Source organism: Streptomyces sp. NPDC002125, from assembly GCF_053593715.1.
This window is the reverse complement of the sequence record NZ_JBSFDD010000008.1, coordinates 86,782-102,977: the sequence shown is the minus strand read 5'-3', so window position 1 is coordinate 102,977 and position 16,196 is coordinate 86,782. Positions and strand designations below refer to the sequence as shown.

13 protein-coding genes and 1 riboswitch are annotated in these 16,196 nt (G+C 72.0%); of the genes, 7 read left to right on the top strand and 6 right to left on the bottom strand.

Annotation, left to right across the window (positions count from 1 at the left end):
* Nucleotides 1-126 precede the first annotated feature (126 nt).
* Both ACWCQM_RS16270 and ACWCQM_RS16265 read left to right on the top strand, forming a co-directional pair.
* Entirely contained in the window at nt 127-1,395 is a 1,269-nt protein-coding gene (locus tag ACWCQM_RS16270) for a hypothetical protein (protein ID WP_267074083.1), read from the top strand.
* A 75-nt stretch (nt 1,396-1,470) separates the two neighbouring features.
* Nucleotides 1,471-1,980 (top strand): DoxX family protein, encoded by a 510-nt coding sequence (locus ACWCQM_RS16265; protein ID WP_450915953.1) that lies wholly within the window; start codon nt 1,471-1,473, stop codon nt 1,978-1,980.
* A gap of 156 nt (nt 1,981-2,136) precedes the next feature.
* Here ACWCQM_RS16265 and ACWCQM_RS16260 read toward each other — a convergent pair whose 3' ends face one another.
* Complete coding sequence (locus tag ACWCQM_RS16260) at nt 2,137-3,471, bottom strand: PspC domain-containing protein (protein WP_450915952.1); 1,335 nt, start codon at nt 3,469-3,471, stop codon at nt 2,137-2,139.
* A 174-nt stretch (nt 3,472-3,645) separates the two neighbouring features.
* On the opposite strand from ACWCQM_RS16260, the gene ACWCQM_RS16255 reads away from it, so the two are divergent.
* Both ACWCQM_RS16255 and ACWCQM_RS16250 read left to right on the top strand, forming a co-directional pair.
* Nucleotides 3,646-4,932 (top strand): PspC domain-containing protein, encoded by a 1,287-nt coding sequence (locus ACWCQM_RS16255; protein ID WP_450915951.1) that lies wholly within the window; start codon nt 3,646-3,648, stop codon nt 4,930-4,932.
* On the top strand, nt 4,929-5,624 hold the full coding sequence (locus ACWCQM_RS16250; RefSeq protein ID WP_450915950.1) for a LuxR C-terminal-related transcriptional regulator: 696 nt from the start codon (nt 4,929-4,931) through the stop codon (nt 5,622-5,624). The genes ACWCQM_RS16255 and ACWCQM_RS16250 overlap by 4 nt, the downstream gene beginning before the upstream one ends.
* Nucleotides 5,625-5,648: 24 nt before the next feature.
* On the opposite strand, the gene ACWCQM_RS16245 is transcribed toward ACWCQM_RS16250, so the two are convergent.
* Both ACWCQM_RS16245 and ACWCQM_RS16240 read right to left on the bottom strand, forming a co-directional pair.
* On the bottom strand, nt 5,649-6,404 hold the full coding sequence (locus ACWCQM_RS16245) for a GNAT family N-acetyltransferase (RefSeq protein ID WP_450915949.1): 756 nt from the start codon (nt 6,402-6,404) through the stop codon (nt 5,649-5,651).
* A gap of 12 nt (nt 6,405-6,416) precedes the next feature.
* Nucleotides 6,417-7,484, bottom strand: a complete 1,068-nt coding sequence (locus ACWCQM_RS16240) for an NlpC/P60 family protein (protein ID WP_450915948.1) — start codon at nt 7,482-7,484, stop codon at nt 6,417-6,419.
* A gap of 357 nt (nt 7,485-7,841) precedes the next feature.
* Between ACWCQM_RS16240 and ACWCQM_RS16235 the strand changes: the two genes are divergently transcribed.
* Complete coding sequence (locus ACWCQM_RS16235) at nt 7,842-8,195, top strand: hypothetical protein (RefSeq protein WP_073744376.1); 354 nt, start codon at nt 7,842-7,844, stop codon at nt 8,193-8,195.
* A 72-nt stretch (nt 8,196-8,267) separates the two neighbouring features.
* On the opposite strand, the gene ACWCQM_RS16230 is transcribed toward ACWCQM_RS16235, so the two are convergent.
* On the bottom strand, nt 8,268-9,422 hold the full coding sequence (locus ACWCQM_RS16230) for an NlpC/P60 family protein (RefSeq protein WP_450915947.1): 1,155 nt from the start codon (nt 9,420-9,422) through the stop codon (nt 8,268-8,270).
* Nucleotides 9,421-9,579: riboswitch (cyclic di-AMP (ydaO/yuaA leader) on the bottom strand. Its footprint overlaps the gene before it by 2 nt.
* A 257-nt stretch (nt 9,580-9,836) precedes the next feature.
* Between ACWCQM_RS16230 and pcrA the strand changes: the two genes are divergently transcribed.
* On the top strand, nt 9,837-12,311 hold the full coding sequence (gene pcrA, locus ACWCQM_RS16225; RefSeq protein WP_450915946.1) for a DNA helicase PcrA: 2,475 nt from the start codon (nt 9,837-9,839) through the stop codon (nt 12,309-12,311).
* 81 nt (nt 12,312-12,392) lie between these two features.
* Here the strand turns inward: pcrA and ACWCQM_RS16220 are convergent, their stop codons facing one another.
* Complete coding sequence (locus ACWCQM_RS16220) at nt 12,393-13,976, bottom strand: peptidoglycan DD-metalloendopeptidase family protein (protein ID WP_450915945.1); 1,584 nt, start codon at nt 13,974-13,976, stop codon at nt 12,393-12,395.
* Between the two features lie 305 nt (nt 13,977-14,281).
* Nucleotides 14,282-15,235, bottom strand: coding sequence for an esterase/lipase family protein (locus tag ACWCQM_RS16215; RefSeq protein WP_450915944.1), 954 nt, complete (start codon nt 15,233-15,235; stop codon nt 14,282-14,284).
* Between the two features lie 345 nt (nt 15,236-15,580).
* Here ACWCQM_RS16215 and ACWCQM_RS16210 point away from each other — a divergent pair, with 345 nt between their 5' ends.
* Nucleotides 15,581-15,994 (top strand): cobalamin B12-binding domain-containing protein, encoded by a 414-nt coding sequence (locus tag ACWCQM_RS16210; protein WP_073744384.1) that lies wholly within the window; start codon nt 15,581-15,583, stop codon nt 15,992-15,994.
* Nucleotides 15,995-16,196: the final 202 nt, after the last annotated feature.

The following is a 16,196-nucleotide window of genomic DNA, read 5'->3' as shown; positions in this document are numbered from 1 at the left end:
TCGCACATCCGTACACCTGGCGGCCCCGAGCCGCCCCGATGCGGGGCGGAGCCGCCCCGTACGGCACAATTCGCAGGAATCAGAGGCGAGTTGGTTGTACCGGGGCGGGAAAGGGCGGCGTTCTCCGTGGCGTTGGACGAGGCGAGGGCGAAGAGTGCGCACGGCGGCAGCTGTACGTGCGGTGACTGCCCGCACGGAGCACGCGAAGGGCACCGGCGGGCGGTGGCGGCCTTCCTCGCCAAGCGGGACGAACTCGCCGCGGGCCAGGGACTTCCCGCAGGCGTCGCACAGTCCGCCTCGGCGTCCCGGCAGTGGGTGTCGGACGAGCTGACCGAGTCCGCCCGCGCGGTCGCCGAGCACAGCCGTGAGGCCGGCGACGCCTGGCTCCACACGCTCTGGGTGCGCACCCTCGTGGCCGTCTGGGGCGGCGTCGCCCTGCTGGTCATCGGCGAGGCCGTCACCGCCATCGGCGCCGGCTGGTCCACCGCCCGCACCGCGGGCCTGGTGGCCGGCCTCGTCACCGCGGGCCTGCTGACCGGCGCCGCCCGCTTCCACAGGGCCCGCGGCGGCCTCCTCGCCCCGCTGATCGGCGAGGACAACCGGCTCTCCACCTCGCGTACGGTCGCCGCCTCGTGGGTGCTGCTCGCCGTCTTCGCCGTCCTCGTCCTCGCGCTGCAACTGGCCGGCGCCTCCGACCACGCCGACCGGGACGAACTGATCGAGGGGCTGGACCTGGTCCGCTCGGCGGGCGTACTGACCGTGCTCGCGCTGGTGTGCGCCGTCGCCGTCCTCGTGCGCCGGGTGGTGACCGTGCGCGTGCTCGCCCAGCGGCTGCAGAAGCTGCGCGCCGACCGGCCCCGGGCCGCCGACCTGCTGACCGACGACTCCGGGCGGGGCAGCTTCACCGATGTGCAGTACGTGCTGATCAGCGCTGTCGCCGTGCTCTTCTCGGCGGTCCGGCTGGCCCGCCGCCCCGAACAGCTGCCCGACCTTCCGTGGGGCCTGGCGGTGCTGGTCGCCGTCTCGGCGGCGACGTACTTCGCCGGCAAGTACGCGGAGGGCGGCCGTCCGGTCGTCCTGTCGGTCGTCCGGGCCAGGGAGGCGGGGGACCTGGACGCCCCGATCCGTACCGGCGACGATATCGAGATCCGCGGCGCCGGGTTCGTGCCGCCGGGCGCGGGCAGCCCCGACCGGCTGGCGCGGGTCGTCGTCAGGATCGGCCGGGTGCACGTCCACGTTCCCCTGATCCCGGTCAACGGAGGCTTCGCCAATCCCTCGGACACCGTGCTCACCGTGCCGGTGCCCGTCGAGGTCGAACCCGGCACCGTCGAGGTCCAGGTCGTCACCGCGGCGGGCGTGGAGACGAATTCCTGCCTCATCGACGTCACGGACTGACCCGCACACCTGGTGAGCGGCGCCGTACTGACGTACGTATGGTCTGACGGAGGGCCAACGGAAGGCGGGGCAGTGATGCATGGGTACGGGAGCGGTTCCTACGGCGTGGACGGGCCGCGAGGTCTCAGGGACCAGGCGGGGCGGTACGCGCTCCTTCCCCTGCGGATCTTCCTCGGTGTCACCTTCGTGTACGCGGGCATCGACAAGCTGACCGACAGCGCGTTCTTCTCGGCGGGCGGGGCCGGTTCCATCGGCGAGATGATGCGCGCCGTGCGCGACAGCTCGGCGATCCCCGGCCTCGTCGACCTGGCCCTGAAGAACCCCGAAGGCTTCGGCTACGCCATCGCGATCGGCGAACTCCTCGTCGGTCTCGGCACCCTGGCCGGCCTCTGGTCACGGCTCGCGGCCCTCGGCGGCGCCCTGATCTCGCTGAGCCTGTGGCTGACCGTGAGCTGGCAGACCGAGCCGTACTACTACGGCAACGACCTGGTCTACCTCATGGCCTGGCTGCCGCTCGTGCTCGCGGGGTCCGTCGGGCCCTCCGCCGACGCCCTGCTCGCGGCGCGGCGCCGGCGCAGCCTGTAGCTCACCCACGTCACCGTGGCCGCGAGCCCCAGCCCGCCGAGGAGCAGGGGTGCGAAGAACGTCCAGGGGGCGTTCCACGCACCCGCGGCGTCCGCCGCGTAACCGCCGGCAAGGGCCAGCATGACGAGGCCCGCCACCGCGCGGCCGGGACGGAACTCATGACGTGGCACGGATGACCTCCAGTTGTCCGATCGCGGCTTCCAGGCGCAGTTCGAGGGTCCCCGCGGCCTCGCCGCCCCCGGAGGGTTCGAGGGTCTGCCGGCGGTGGCGGTCGGGGGCGACGTCCACGTCCTGGCGCGGGTCCGAGGGGAGCCGGATGTCGCCGAGGCCCACCTGGGCGTCCACCTCCACCGTCACCCCCGCGGGCACCACGACCCGGGCACGGCCCGCGCCGATCTCGACGTGCGTACGCAGGGTGTCGCCCTTCGGGACGGCCACCCGGGAGAGGTCGAGCCTCGCGTCCCCCGTGCCCAGCTCGTAGCGCGCCTCGACCGTGGCGACGGAGGCCGGGCGCCACTCCTCGCGGACCCAGTCGGTGCCGATGTCCTCCGGGACGGCGGACGCGCCCGCCAGCAGCCCCGCCGTGATCACGGCCAGCAGGACCGTGCCGAACCCGGTCCTGCCGATCACCGAGGCGATCAGCAGGCCGAGGCCGAACACCGCGAGCGCAGCGGCGAGGCCGAACTGCAGGCTCGTCCCCAGAGGATGGGTGCCCCAGCTCAGACCCGTGCCCAGACCGCCCGCCACCAGGGCGGCCAGGAAGACGGGACCGCCGATCGAACGCGGCCCCCGGTTGCCCGGAGCGCGGTAGGGCGGGCGGTACGGGGATTGCGGCGTCGCCCCGGTCCTGCCGAGCCGCGATGCCTCGGTCGCCGCGCTCGCGGGGCCCCACAGATAGGCGGTACCCGCCGGGCCCGTCGTGCCGTCCTTGACGATCGGGTCCCGCCACCAGGACGGGCCGCCCGGGGTGGGCGGTGCCTTCACCTCCGGCGGGGCGCCGTGTCCTGGCGCGTGCGGTGGGCCCTTCGGGACGTTCGGAGAGGAACCCGGAGCGTCCTCGGGCACCGCCGTCCTGCGGTGCTGCGTCCAGACCGAGAAACCGACGACGCTCAGCGAGAGCATCGCGGCGAAGGCCAGCATCCCGCCGTTGTGCAGCATCGACAGCAGCAGCCCGCAGCCGACCAGCGCCAGGAGCAGGGCGATCAGCGAGGCACCCTCGACCCGCCCCGACAGCAGCCGTCGCGCCTCGTTCTCCTCCTCGCCCTCCAGGGGGAGCAGCAGCCAGGCGAAGCCGTAGAAGATCAGTCCGATGCCGCCCGTCACCGCGAGGACGCCGAGCACGATCCGGAAGATCACCGGGTCCACGTCGCAGTACCGGCCGAGCCCGCCGCAGACCCCGGCCACCACCTTCTGCCGCGGGCTGCGCCGCAGCCGCGGAGCCGGTTCGGGCTGCGGAGTGACACCCGGCGAGGTGTCCTGGGGAACGCTCATGGGTCCATGGTGACGGTCCGTACGCCCGTGTGGGACCCGCGACGACCCTGGCCCGTCCCTGATATTGCGCCCCGCCGGCCCCTGGGGGCCCGTGCGTGCGGAGGCCAGGCACTCAGGGTCGAGTCCGGGCAGACCCTGATGCCGGAGCGGCCCCGGACGTGTGACGATCGGACCATGCCAGCAGCCACGACCCGAGCGCCGAGCTCCCACGCCCCGGAGCCGGAGGAACCGGCGCCGCGCAAGCTGTACCGCAGCGCCGACGGGCGGATGCTCGGCGGTGTCGCGCGCGGGCTCGCCGGACACCTGGGCCTGCCCGTCGTCTGGGTCCGGTTCGTCTTCCTCGGCCTGTTCCTCGCGGACGGGCTCGGCGCGCTCCTCTACGCCGTGTTCTGGATCGTCGTCCCGCTCGGCGTCGGCGGGGTGGAGACACCGAAGTCCCTCTTCGAGACCGCCCCCGACGGACGGCGCAGACTCCGCAAGCCCGACAAGGGCCAGGTCTTCGCGCTGATCGCGCTCCTCATCGGAGCCGCCGTCTTCGTCGGCAACGTCGACATGGGCAGCAAGGCGGACCGTTACGTCTGGCCGGCGCTGCTGATCGGAGCGGGCTCCGTCCTGGTGTGGCGCCAGGCGGACAACGCGCGCCGCGCCCAGTGGATCGAGGTCGGCCGCCGCCGCCGGGTGCTGCACCTGGCCCGAGGGCTGGCGGGAGTCGCGCTCGTCGGCCTCGGCCTGGCCGCCTTCATCGTGGTGCGGGGTTCGGCGGCCCAGCTCGGCACCGCGTTGACCGCCGCCATCGCCGTGCTCACCGGCATCGCGCTGCTCGCGGGCCCCTATCTCGTACGGATGACGCAGGACCTCTCCGAGGAGCGCCTGATGCGCATCAGGGCCCAGGAGCGAGCCGAGGTCGCCGCCCACGTCCACGACTCCGTCCTGCACACACTCACCCTGATCCAGCGCAGCGCGGACGACGGCGGCGAGGTCCGCAGGCTCGCCCGCGCCCAGGAACGCGAGCTGCGCAACTGGCTCTACAACCCGGCGGGCACGGGCAAGGAGGAGGACGACGAGCCGTCGAGCCTCGCCGAGGCCGTGAAACGCGCCGCCGCCGAGGTCGAGGACAAGCACGGCGTCCCGCTGGAGGTCGTCGTCGTCGGCGACTGCCCGCTCGACGAGAAGCTGGTGGCACAGATGCAGGCCGCACGCGAGGCGATGGTCAACGCCGCCAAGTACGGTGGCGAGGGCGGCGCCGTCCAGGTGTACGCGGAGGTCGAGGGCCGCACGGTCTTCGTCTCCGTACGGGACCGGGGGCCGGGATTCGACCTGGACGCCGTCCCGGACGACAGGATGGGCGTACGGGAATCGATCATCGGCCGGATGCAGCGCAACGGCGGTACCGCGCGGCTGCGTTCGGTGCCCGGCGGGGGCACGGAAGTCGAGCTGGAGATGGAGAGGGCGAGTCAATGACCGAGAACACCGAAGCGGCCGGGGGTCCGGAGCGCCGGGTACGGGTGGTGCTCGTCGACGACCACCGGATGTTCCGCACCGGCGTCCAGGCCGAGATCGGCCGCACCGACGAGACGGGGGTCGAGGTCGTCGGCGAGGCCGCCGACGTCGACCAGGCGGTCACCGTGATCACCGCGACCCGCCCGGAGGTCGTGCTCCTCGACGTGCACCTGCCGGGCGGCGGCGGCGTGGAGGTGCTGCGGCGCTGCGCCCCGATGATGGGGGCGGTGGAGAACCCCGTGCGCTTCCTGGCGCTGTCCGTCTCGGACGCGGCGGAGGACGTCATCGGCGTCATCCGGGGCGGTGCGCGCGGCTATGTCACCAAGACCATCACCGGCGCCGACCTCGTCGACTCCGTCTTCCGGGTCCAGGACGGCGACGCGGTGTTCTCGCCCCGGCTGGCCGGCTTCGTCCTCGACGCCTTCGCCTCCACGGACGCGCCCCCCGTCGACGAGGACCTGGACCGGCTGACGCAGCGCGAGCGCGAGGTGCTGCGGCTGATCGCCCGGGGATACGCGTACAAGGAGATCGCCAAGCAGCTGTTCATCTCGGTGAAGACGGTCGAATCACACGTCTCGGCCGTGCTGCGCAAGCTCCAGCTGTCCAACCGGCACGAGCTGACCCGGTGGGCGACGGCGCGGCGGCTGGTCTGAGCCCCGCGCTCATCCGGTACGCGCTCACCCGGGACCGAGCGAGATGTTGAGCTTCTCGCCGGTCCTGCGGTAGCCGATGCCCGCGTAGACCCGCTCGACGTCGGGGCCGCCCGGTTCCAGCCAGACGGTGTGGAAACCGCGCTCGAAGGCGGTGCGGGTCAGCCAGGCGGAGAGCGCCGCGCCGACGCCCCGGCGGCGGAAGGCCTCGACGACGGCCAGTCCGGCCAGTTCGCCGATGCCGTCGGCCGGCACCGAGCAGCCGCCCGCGCCGGCGGGCAGGCCGTCCAGGGTGGCGAGGGCCGAGACCCCACCGCCCGCGCTCGCCCCGCGCAGCCAGGCGATCTCTCCGTCGTCCGGCCCGCCCTCACCGCCGAATCCGGTGTGCTGGACGGCCGCCGCGGCGGTGAACTCATCGGCGGTGACCGGCTCGGAGACGCGCAGGCCGTCCACCGGCTTCGGCGGGAGGAGGCCGTCGGGGGCACAGGCCATGACCGGGGCGCGGCTCTCCACCGTGAAACCGGCCGCCAGCAGGGCCGGTTCGACGGCGGGCGCCCAGCTGGGCAGGAACTCCAGCCGGGGCAGCCGCTCGTGCTCGCGGAACGCCGTGACCAGGTCGGCGATGTCCCCGGCGGTCGGTTCGGCGCCCTGGTCCGGGATGGCGTAGTTGGCGAACTTCAGCTCCCAGCCCGGGTTGTGGCGCACGGTGAACGGGCCCACCCGGTAGTGGTCCGGCGAGCTGAGCGTGAGCGTACGCACGTAGTTCTGGATGGCTGTGTCCATGAGGCCGGGAGCCTATGCGACGCGGGTCGCTCCCGCGAAAGGCATTTCGGAGATCGGCGCGATACGTACGGGCGCGCCCGGGCGCGGGGCGTGGATCATCTGCCCGCCGCCGATGTAGAGCCCGACATGGGTGACTCCCGGGTAGAAGAACACCAGGTCGCCCGGGGCCAGTTCGGAGCGGGAGAGGCGTTGGCCCGCGTTGATCTGGGTGTACGTGGTACGCGGCAGGGACACCCCCGCTGCGCGCCACGCGGCCTGGGTGAGCCCCGAGCAGTCGAAGGACGAGGGCCCGGTGGCGCCCCAGACGTACGGCTTGCCGAGCGCCCCGTACGCGAAGTCCACGGCCTGTGCCGCGCGGGCGTTGGGCGCGGCCACGGAGCCGCGCGGGGCGCTCCGGTCGGCGCGGTCCGTGCCGCCGTGCGCGGCGTCGGCGGAACGCTCGTAGGCGGCGCGCTGGGCGGCGGTGAGGGTGGCCAGCAGCTTCCGGGCGCCGGACAGCTTGGTCCGGACCTCGTCCTTGTGCTTCTTCAGGTCGGCCCGGCGGGCGGCGAGGACCTCCAGCTCGTCCTCGGCCCTGGCACGCACCTGCGCGAGGTCGCTGATCTGCCGGCGTACGCCGTTGATCGCGCCCGCCTGACGGTCGCCCGCCCGGTCCTCGAAGGAGGCGCGCTCCAGATACTCGTCCGGGTCGGAGGAGAGGGCCAGCCGCACGGCGGGGTCGACGCCGGCGCTGCGGTACTGGGCGGTGGCGTACGCGCCGAGGGCGTCACGCGCGGTGTTGAGGCGCTCGGTCCTGCGGGCGGCCTCGTCGCGCAGCGCGTCGACGGACTTCTCCGAGCGGGCCGCCGTCTCCTTGGCGCCGTTGTACTTCTCGGTGGCCGCCTCGGCCTCGTGGTACAGCCGGTCGACCTTGGCCTTGACCTGGGCCGGGGTGAGCTGGGGCTCCGCCTGGGCGGCGCCGTCCAGGCAGGTCGCGGTGGCGGCCCCGGCCAGGGCGAGCGTCGCGGCGGTGCGGGCAGCAGGGCCGGAGAACAGACTCTGCTTGGGCTTGCGGTGAGCGGGTTTTCGATGCGCGGCCACGAGGGTGGTGCGTCCTTCCGTTCGACTGCCCGTCGGGGGGTACCGGCGGGCCCGCCCGGGTCCGGCGACGGGCCACCACAGGGGGGAGCGGCCCGCCGCCGGATCTCCCGGCGGGGTGACCGGGGTGCCACCCGGTACGGGGCGGCGGTGCAGAGTCGGTCACCTGGGAGGGACGCTAAACCCGGGGCGCCGGGAAGAGGCGTAATGACAGCTATTGCCCGCATGTGCTGTTTCACTTCCGCCGAGTGACCGGAAAAATCAACCGGAGTCCGACAATCCGCGCAGGCTCGGGGGCAATTCATCGGGAAGTCGTACCTGGCCGAAGAGTGCTGGTATGGGCGTGGTTAGGCTGCGGCCATGGACGTACTCATCAATGTCTTCGTGGCCCTGCACATCATCGGTATCGCCTCCCTGCTGGGCGGCTTCCTGACCCAGATGAAGGCCATGGGGGCGGGTACGGCGCGCTTCGTGCCGGCCATGCTGCACGGCGCGCTCACCATGCTCGTGACGGGCGTCGCCCTCGTCGGCCTCAACCAGGCCGACGACCAGACCGTGAACAACATCAAGATCGGCGTGAAGCTGCTGGTCCTGATCGTGATCCTGGCGCTCGTCTATGTGAAGCGGGACGAGGAGAAGGTGGAGAAGGGCGCGTTCGCCGCGGTCGGCGGGCTGACGGTCGCCAACATCTTCATCGCCACGCTCTGGACCTGAGCGGCAGGCGGTCGCACGGCGGGGGGCCCGGGGGATCACTTCCGGGCCCCCCGCCGTGTGCGGGCGGCGAGGCTACGCCGGGCGCACGCTGCCGTAGATCGGCATGTAGTAGATCGACTCCTCGCGGACGTTCGCACCCGGCTTCGGCGCGTGGATCATCATGCCGTCGCCCTTGTAGATGCCGACGTGGCTGATGTCGTCGTAGAAGAAGACCAGGTCCCCCGGCTGGAGGTCCGCCGTGGCCACCCGGGTGCCCACCTCGACCTGGTCCCACGTGGTGCGCGGCAGATCGACGCCGGCCGCCTTCCAGGCGGCCTGGGTGAGCCCGGAGCAGTCGTACGAGGACGGGCCCGTCGCCCCCCAGACGTACGGCTTGCCGATCTGGGCGGCGGCGAAGGCGAGGACCTTGTCGGCCTTCGAGGCGTAGCCGCTGTCGGAGCCCGTGCCGCCGGTCTCCGTGCCCGCCTCCTCCTTCGCGGCCTCCTCCTCGGCCGCCTGGTCGGCCTTCTCCTTCGCGGCGGCGGCCTGCTGCCTGGCCAGTTCCTCGGCCTTGCGTTTCGCCTCCGCCTCCTTCTTGCGCTCCAGCTCCGCCAGCCGTGCCTTCTCCTCGGCGGTCAGCTTCGACAGCAGCGTGCGGGCCTCGGAGAGCTTCGCCTGCACGTCCTGCTTGCTGGTGCGCAGCGTGGCCTGCGACTCGGTGAGCGTCTCCAGGCTCTTCGTCGCCTCGGCCCGCTTTGCCGCGGCTTCCTTCTGCTGCGTACGGAAGTCGGCGACCGCCTTCTGCTGCTGGCTGGTCATCCGGGCCATCAGCTGGTCCTGGTCGAAATACGACTGCGGGTCGTCCGCGAGGAAGAACGTCGCCGTCGGGGCGATCGAGCCGCTGCGGTACTGCGCGGCGGCGTAGTTGCCCAGCTCCCGGCGCGTCTCGTTGAGCTTGTCGGCGCGCTTCGCGGCGGCCTCCAGCAGGTCGTCGACCTTGGAGCGCTGCTCGGTCTGCGCGGCCTTCGCCTCGTTGTACTTCTGCGTCGCGGTGCCGGCCTGCCGGTAGAGGGCGTCGACCTTCTTCTGGACTTCCTCGATGCTGGGCTTCGGCTCGGCGGGGGCGGCCGTGGCGCTCTGCGTGGACAGCAGGGTGACGGAGGCGAGCGCCGCGGTCGTGAGACCGACGGCAGGGGTGGTGGTGCGCACCCGGGTGCGCGGCTTGCGATGCGACGCCAAGGCCGGCATCTCCTTCCGTGGACCGCCTACCGGGTTAGCTGTCGGGTTCGGGCGGAACGGAAGGCTGCCCTACGGTCCGGTGGAGACGGACCGATTCACCCCGGTGCTGCGTGTGGGTCCCCGGTTCCGGGCTCCCGGGGGAGTGCGGATTCGGCGGGGGTGCCCGTGCGGCGCGGTTCGCCTCAAGGGGGTACGGGGCACCCGTCGGAGCACGCTAGCCAACCCGTGGTGTCCCTGTGAAGGTTGATGTTCGATATGCCCGATACATTTTCGTGACCTTTTCCGGAAGGCGGTCCGCGCGCCCCGGACCGTATCCGGAATCTCACCCACCGTGGGTGTTCCGTCTCGGTACGCGCACGGCCTTGGCCCTTGTCGCCGATGAGGCCCCGGGCTGTCGGTGCGGCCGCCTAGACTCGTGAGGCGATGAGCAGCCTCTTTGACGACAGTTTCCTGACCGGCCTCCAGCAGTCGGACGACGGACCCCCGCCGCCCCCGGAGGAACACGCCCCCGAAGCCGTGCCCGAGGGCCTCTTCGAGGACGTCTTCGACGCGCCTCCGCCGCCGCGCGACGCGTACTACCGCGACGGCGCCCCGCGCCCCGTCATCGACTCGGCCGCGCTGCTCGACGGGCTGAACACCGAGCAGCGCGCCGCCGTCGTGCACGCCGGGTCCCCGCTGCTCATCGTCGCCGGCGCGGGATCGGGCAAGACCAGGGTGCTGACCCACCGCATCGCCCATCTGCTGGCCGAGCGCGGGGTGCACCCGGGGCAGATCCTGGCGATCACCTTCACCAACAAGGCTGCGGGCGAGATGAAGGAGCGCGTCGAGCAGCTCGTCGGACCGCGGGCCAACGCCATGTGGGTCATGACGTTCCACAGCGCGTGCGTGCGCATCCTGCGCCGCGAGTCCAAGCGCCTCGGCTTCACCTCGTCGTTCTCGATCTACGACGCCGCCGACTCCAAGCGGCTGATGGCGCTGGTCTGCCGCGATCTGGACCTCGACCCCAAGCGCTACCCGCCGAAGTCGTTCACGGCGAAGGTCTCGAACCTGAAGAACGAGCTGATCGACGAGGAGACGTTCGCCGGGCAGGCCGCTGGGGGCACCTCCCATTCGAGCGAAGCCGAGAATGGGGGAGGCTTCGAGAAGACTCTCGCCCAGGCCTACGCGCTGTACCAGGCGCGGCTGCGCGAGGCCAACGCCCTGGACTTCGACGACATCATCATGACCACGGTCCACCTGCTCCAGGCGTTCCCGGACGTCGCCGAGCACTACCGCCGCCGCTTCCGTCACGTCCTGGTCGACGAGTACCAGGACACCAACCACGCGCAGTACACCCTGGTGCGTGAGCTGGTGGGCCCGTCCGGAGAGGCCGAGGCCCCCGGCGAGCTCTGCGTCGTCGGTGACGCGGACCAGTCGATCTACGCCTTCCGCGGCGCGACCATCCGCAACATCCTCCAGTTCGAGGAGGACTATCCCGACGCGACCACGATCATGCTGGAGCAGAACTACCGCTCCACGCAGACGATCCTCTCCGCCGCCAACGCCGTCATCGAGCGCAACGAGAGCCGCCGCCCCAAGAACCTCTGGACCAACGCCGGCGAGGGCACCCGGATCGCGGGCTACGTCGCCGACACCGAGCACGACGAGGCGCAGTTCGTCGCCGACGAGATCGACCGGCTGACGGACGCGGGGGACGCGAAGGCGGGCGACGTCGCCGTCTTCTACCGCACGAACGCCCAGTCCCGTGTCTTCGAAGAGATCTTCATCCGCGTCGGACTGCCCTACAAGGTCGTCGGCGGAGTGCGCTTCTACGAGCGTAAGGAGGTCAGGGACGTCCTGGCCTACCTCCGGGTCCTCGCCAACCCCGAGGACACCGTCCCGCTGCGCCGCATCCTGAACGTTCCCAAGCGGGGCATCGGCGACCGGGCCGAGGCGATGATCGACGCCCTGTCGATGCGCGAGAAGATCTCCTTCCCGCAGGCGCTGCGCCGCGTCGACGAGGCGTACGGAATGGCGGCCCGCTCGGCCAACGCCGTGAAGCGGTTCAACACCCTCATGGAGGAGCTCCGCACGATCGTGGAGTCCGGCGCGGGCCCGGCCGTCGTGCTGGAGGCGGTCCTGGAGCGGACCGGCTATCTCGCCGAACTCCAGGCCTCCACCGACCCGCAGGACGAGACCCGCGTCGAGAACCTCCAGGAACTCGCGGCGGTCGCCCTCGAATTCGAGCAGGAGCGCGCGGAGGAGGAGGGCGCGGGGACCCTCGCCGAGTTCCTGGAGAAGGTCGCGCTCGTCGCCGACTCCGACCAGATCCCCGACGAGGACGAGGACGGCTCGGGCGTCATCACGCTGATGACGCTGCACACGGCCAAGGGCCTCGAATTCCCGGTGGTGTTCCTGACCGGCATGGAGGACGGCGTCTTCCCTCACATGCGCGCGCTGGGCCAGGTGAAGGAGCTGGAGGAGGAGCGCAGGCTCGCCTATGTGGGCATCACGCGCGCCCGCGAGCGGCTGTATCTGACCCGGGCGGCGATGCGGAGCGCCTGGGGCCAGCCCTCGTACAACCCGCCCTCGCGGTTCCTGGAGGAGATCCCGGACCAGCACCTGGAGTGGAAGCGCAAGGGACCGATGGCCGCTCCGGCGGGACCCACGTCGGGGATCACGTCGTCGCTGTCCTCGTCGCGCTCGAAGTCCGGTCCCTCGGGGTTCGCGACCCGGCGCACCTCGGAGAAGCCGGTGGTCACCCTGGTGGTCGGGGACCGGGTCACGCACGATCAGTTCGGGCTGGGCACGGTGACGGCGGTCGAGGGGTTCGGCGACCAGGCGAAGGCGACGGTCGACTTCGGCGACGAGCGGCCCAAGAAGCTCCTGCTGCGGTACGCCCCGGTCGAGAAGCTCTGACCCGCCGGCGCGTCAGGGGCGGGGGCAGCAGCCCTTGCCCCTGACGCGGCACGGGTCCGGGTGCGGGTTCCGGCGCAGGGCTCAGTACGGGTTGATGCCGTGGCTGCGGAACCACGGCAGCGGGTCGATCGCAGAGCCGCCACCGGGCCGTACCTCGAAGTGCAGGTGGGGTCCGGTGGAGTTGCCGGAGTCTCCCGAGTAGGCGATGACGTCACCGGCCTTGACCGAACCGGAACGGATGCGCGCGGTGCTGAGGTGGCAGTACCAGGTCTCGGTGCCGTCGGCGGCGGTGACGATCACCATGTTTCCGTACGCGCTGTTCAACTGGGTGCGCACGGTGCCGTCGGTCGCCGCCATCACGGGGGTGCCGTAGGAGACCGGGAAGTCGATGCCCGTGTGCGCGGACATCCAGTTCACCCCGGCCTGGCCGTAGGTGGCGCTGAGGCCGTGCTGCTTCACGGGCAGTGCGAACTTGGGACGGGCGGCCTCGCGGCGCGCCGCCTCCTCCTCGCGCTTCTTCTTCTCGGCGGCCTGGCGCTCCCTCAGGTCGATGCGCTCCTGGGTGCGGCTGGCGCGGTCCGCGAAATTCTCGGCGTCGGCGTTGAGAGCGGCGAGCTGGGTGTCCAGCTCGTTGTTGGCCACGGCCGGCTTGACGACGTCGGCAGCCGTCATGGAGGCGGTCTCGCCCTTCGTCTCCTCGCCGCCGATGCCGCTCACGGAGGCCGCGGCGATACCCGCGACGCTCATGACGCAGGCGGAGGGCACGGCCACGGTGAGGAGCGCGGAACGCTTCGCCGGGGTACGCCGCCGTCCTCGGCCTCCGCCACGCGGGGCGGCCGACCGGCCGACCGGGCGGGCGGCGGTGGAGGCGGCCCCGGAGGCGTGGCCCGCGGTGAGATCGATGACGTCCGGCAGCGGATCGGCCTCGTCGGCCACCGGGGCCTCGTCGTAGGCGTCAGCTGTCGTGTCGTGGGCGCCGAGCGTGTCGTGCAGGCCGGGCGTGTCATCGTGACCGCGGGCGTCGTGCGCGCCGAACTCGGCTGTTTCGTACGGGGCGTAGGCGGCCGACTGGTGTTCGTGCGCGGGATACGACGTCTGTTCGGGTGCGTACGCCGTGGTCTCGGGCGTGGCGCCGGTGTTCCAGGCGGTCGCGTCGTAGGCACCGGTGTCGGCGGTTTCGAAGCCCTCGTATCCCGTGCCCTCGAAGGCGGGGACGGCGAACGTGCCGGTCGCGTAGGCCGTGGTGTCGAAGGTCGTGGTGGGGAAGGCGCCCGTGTCGCCCGTCGCCCACTGGTCGGCCTGGCCGGTGTGGTCCCAGCCGCTGGTGTCCCACTGGCCCGTGGCGTCCGGGGCGGGGGCCTGCGCGGGGATCCCGTCCTCGGGCATCCAGGCCGCCGTGGTGTCGTAACCCTGCGGCGCCTGCGGGTGGGCCTGCGCGCCGTAGGCGTCGTACGAGGCCTGCTGATGCGCTCCGGTCTCCCACGGGGAGGCGTCGTAAGCGCTGTAGCCGCTGCTGTCGTACGCCGTGGCGTAACCGCTGCCGTACGCCGTCTCAGGGCTGGTGTCGTGCTGACCCGGCAGTGTTCCGAAGAGCGGGTCGGTGTCGAAGCCGGTGGAATGGCTGTCGTATCCGGCATACCCGGCGTGGGGGTGCTGGTCGTTCACCAACTTCTCTCTCGCCTCGGCAGCAGGACCTGTTCCGGGGTCCGGTGGGGGATCCCGGGGTGAGCAGTGGCCGCGACTGTACCCGGCAGTACGAGGGGACGACAATCTTCGGCGGCTTCCGGCCCCTCAGGAAACGGGCAATCGGACGCCTTTCGGTGGACGGCGGAGCCAGGCTTGGCTCTATGTTCGAAAGTAGTTCTATTTTTCCGGGGGTTTGGGCGTGCGGGGGGACGGCCTCGGGCGGCGGAGACGGTCCCGCTCGGGCGGCGGAGGCGGCTCCACTCAGGCGACGGAAGCGGTCCCGCTCAGGCGACGGAAGCGGCTCCCGGGACGTTGATGGCCGCACCGTCGGACTCGAGTGCCTGACGGATCGCGGACGCGACGGCCGGATGGACCGTAAGCGCGAGATGACCGATACCGGTGACGCGCACGTTCACGGCGTCGAGGTCGGGGTGGTCGACGCAGGCCGTCTCGACCGGGAGCATCACCCGGTCCAGCTCGCTCCAGAAGCTGACGAACCGCGTCCGGCAGCCCGGGGCGGGGCGGCGCAGTTCCGCGATCAGATCGGAGTCGCCGCGCATCTGGCGGACGATGGGGTGCGCGCCGGCCAGCGGGGCGACCGCCGTGCCGCTGTGCGGGGTGCCGAGCGTGACGAGGGTGCGCACCCGCCGGTCACCGCCGAGCCGCTGCACGTAGTACCGCGCGATCAGGCCGCCGAGGCTGTGGCCGACGATGTCGATCCGGCGATGCCCCGTGCGGGCGCAGATCTCCTCGACGTGGCGTTCGAGCAGCTCGGCCGCCGTGCGGATGTCGCAGGTCAGCGGCGAGTAGTTGAGCGACTCCAGATGGCGCCAGCCGTGCCGGGCCAGGGAGCGGCGCAGCAGCACGAAGACGGAGCGGTTGTCGATGAAACCGTGCAGGAGGACGACGGGTGGATGCTCGCCGATGCTGGTGGGCAGCGCGGTCGTGTCGGCCGAACGGGTGATTCCGTCGGAAGTGTCCGGCCCCATGGCCGCGCCGAGCCCGGCGCCGTCGCCGGAGCCGTCCCCCGTGCCGCCCTGGGCGCCGTCCCCGTCGCCGTCGCCGGGCTCGGGTGCGGGGCCGCGGCGCTCGGGGGTGAGGCCCGAGGGGTAGATGAGTACATGCCCGGCCAGGATCACCAGCTCCAGCGCGGTGGCTCTGACCAGCGTCGATGACAGCCAGGCGGGGCGCAGACAGGTGCTGCGCAGCAGTAGGGGTAGGAAGGACAGGACCTTCATGGCCGACCTCCTGCACTGGCATGCGGGGGAGGCGGCTCCCTTCCCCGTACGCCCTCATCGGGTCGCTGCGGAGGCGGTCGGCGGCTCTGGTGCGGCCGGGGGCCGTACCACCGTGCCGTGCGGCTGACGGCGCGGTGGTACGGCGACCTCGTTGCGGCTCCCCTGGCGGCGGTCTCCGCGAGGCCCGTGGGCCGCTCGATGCGGGGAACGACGCTTGGCGAACATGTCCCATGTGTGATTTCCCCCTCCCGGTCCACCGCGAAACGACGCCGTGCGGGATGCTGTGGATAACGTTCGTTCACATCCCCGGGCCGCCAGGCGCGGGAGACGCATGTGGAGGCATTGATGGGTGTGACCGGTCCGATCCGTGTGGTGGTGGCGAAGCCGGGCCTCGACGGCCATGACCGAGGGGCCAAGGTCATCGCACGGGCGCTGCGGGACGCGGGCATGGAGGTCATCTACACGGGGCTCCACCAGACCCCCGAGCAGATCGTGGACACGGCGATCCAGGAGGACGCCGACGCCGTCGGGCTCTCGATCCTCTCCGGTGCGCACAACACTCTGTTCGCCAAGGTCATCGAGCTGCTGAAGGAGCGCGACGCGGAGGACATCAAGGTCTTCGGCGGCGGCATCATTCCCGAGGCGGACATCGCGCCGCTGAAGGAGCAGGGCGTCGCGGAGATCTTCACCCCGGGCGCGACGACCGCCTCGATCGTCGACTGGGTGAACGCAAACGTCCGCCAGCCCGCGGAGGCCTGAGCCGACGGGCTCGCCGCCCGCGGAGGCCTGAGCAGACGGACTCGCCGCCCGCGGTGTCCGGCTGCCTGGCTTGCGTCGGCGTACCTGGTCCGGCGTGCTTGCGCCCGCGTCGGCGTACCTGGTCCGGCGTGCTTGCGCCCGCGTCGGCGTACCTGGTCCGGCGTGCTTGCGCCCGCGTCGGCGTACCTGGTCCGGCGTGCTG

Excerpts from the sequence above, each read along its gene's own strand:
- ACWCQM_RS16265 (WP_450915953.1), top strand. The coding sequence starts at position 1,471 with ATGCATGGGTACGGGAGCGGTTCCTACGGCGTGGACGGGCCGCGAGGT.
- ACWCQM_RS16260 (WP_450915952.1), bottom strand. The coding sequence starts at position 3,471 with ATGAGCGTTCCCCAGGACACCTCGCCGGGTGTCACTCCGCAGCCCGAA.
- ACWCQM_RS16255 (WP_450915951.1), top strand. The coding sequence starts at position 3,646 with ATGCCAGCAGCCACGACCCGAGCGCCGAGCTCCCACGCCCCGGAGCCG.
- ACWCQM_RS16250 (WP_450915950.1), top strand. The coding sequence starts at position 4,929 with ATGACCGAGAACACCGAAGCGGCCGGGGGTCCGGAGCGCCGGGTACGG.
- ACWCQM_RS16245 (WP_450915949.1), bottom strand. The coding sequence starts at position 6,404 with ATGGACACAGCCATCCAGAACTACGTGCGTACGCTCACGCTCAGCTCG.
- ACWCQM_RS16235 (WP_073744376.1), top strand. The coding sequence starts at position 7,842 with ATGGACGTACTCATCAATGTCTTCGTGGCCCTGCACATCATCGGTATC.
- ACWCQM_RS16230 (WP_450915947.1), bottom strand. The coding sequence starts at position 9,422 with ATGCCGGCCTTGGCGTCGCATCGCAAGCCGCGCACCCGGGTGCGCACC.
- pcrA (WP_450915946.1), top strand. The coding sequence starts at position 9,837 with ATGAGCAGCCTCTTTGACGACAGTTTCCTGACCGGCCTCCAGCAGTCG.
- ACWCQM_RS16215 (WP_450915944.1), bottom strand. The coding sequence starts at position 15,235 with ATGAAGGTCCTGTCCTTCCTACCCCTACTGCTGCGCAGCACCTGTCTG.
- ACWCQM_RS16210 (WP_073744384.1), top strand. The coding sequence starts at position 15,581 with ATGGGTGTGACCGGTCCGATCCGTGTGGTGGTGGCGAAGCCGGGCCTC.